The following is a 464-nucleotide window of genomic DNA, read 5'->3' on the forward strand; positions in this document are numbered from 1 at the left end:
CACAGGTGAAGCCGGTGGTATTACTCAACACATCGGTGCCTATCAAATCAATGCCAACGGTAAAAAGATTACCTTCCTAGATACCCCAGGACATGCGGCCTTCACTTCGATGCGGGCTCGTGGTGCCTCGGTTACTGATGTCACCATCCTGATTGTTGCTGCAGACGACGGCGTTATGCCACAAACTGTTGAAGCGATTAACCACTCTAAGGCTGCCGGTGTGCCAATTATTGTTGCCATCAACAAGATTGATAAACCAGGTGCCAACCCTGAGCGGGTTATCGGTGAGCTGGCTGAACACGGTGTTATCTCGACCGCTTGGGGTGGTGAATCAGAATTCGTTGAAATTTCAGCTAAATTCGGTCAAAATATTGATGAACTTCTGGAAACTGTCCTTCTGGTTGCTGAAATGGAAGAGCTCAAGGCTGATCCAACCGTTCGAGCTATCGGTACCGTTATTGAAG

1 protein-coding gene is annotated in these 464 nt (G+C 48.5%); it reads left to right on the forward strand.

The annotated features are described in order from the left end of the window. A partial coding sequence (locus FH871_RS34850; RefSeq protein WP_138995344.1) for a GTP-binding protein occupies nt 1-464 on the forward strand: 464 nt, incomplete at both ends.

Origin of the sequence: Larkinella sp. C7, from assembly GCF_006149005.1 — a bacterium.
GTDB lineage: Bacteria > Bacteroidota > Bacteroidia > Cytophagales > Spirosomataceae > Larkinella.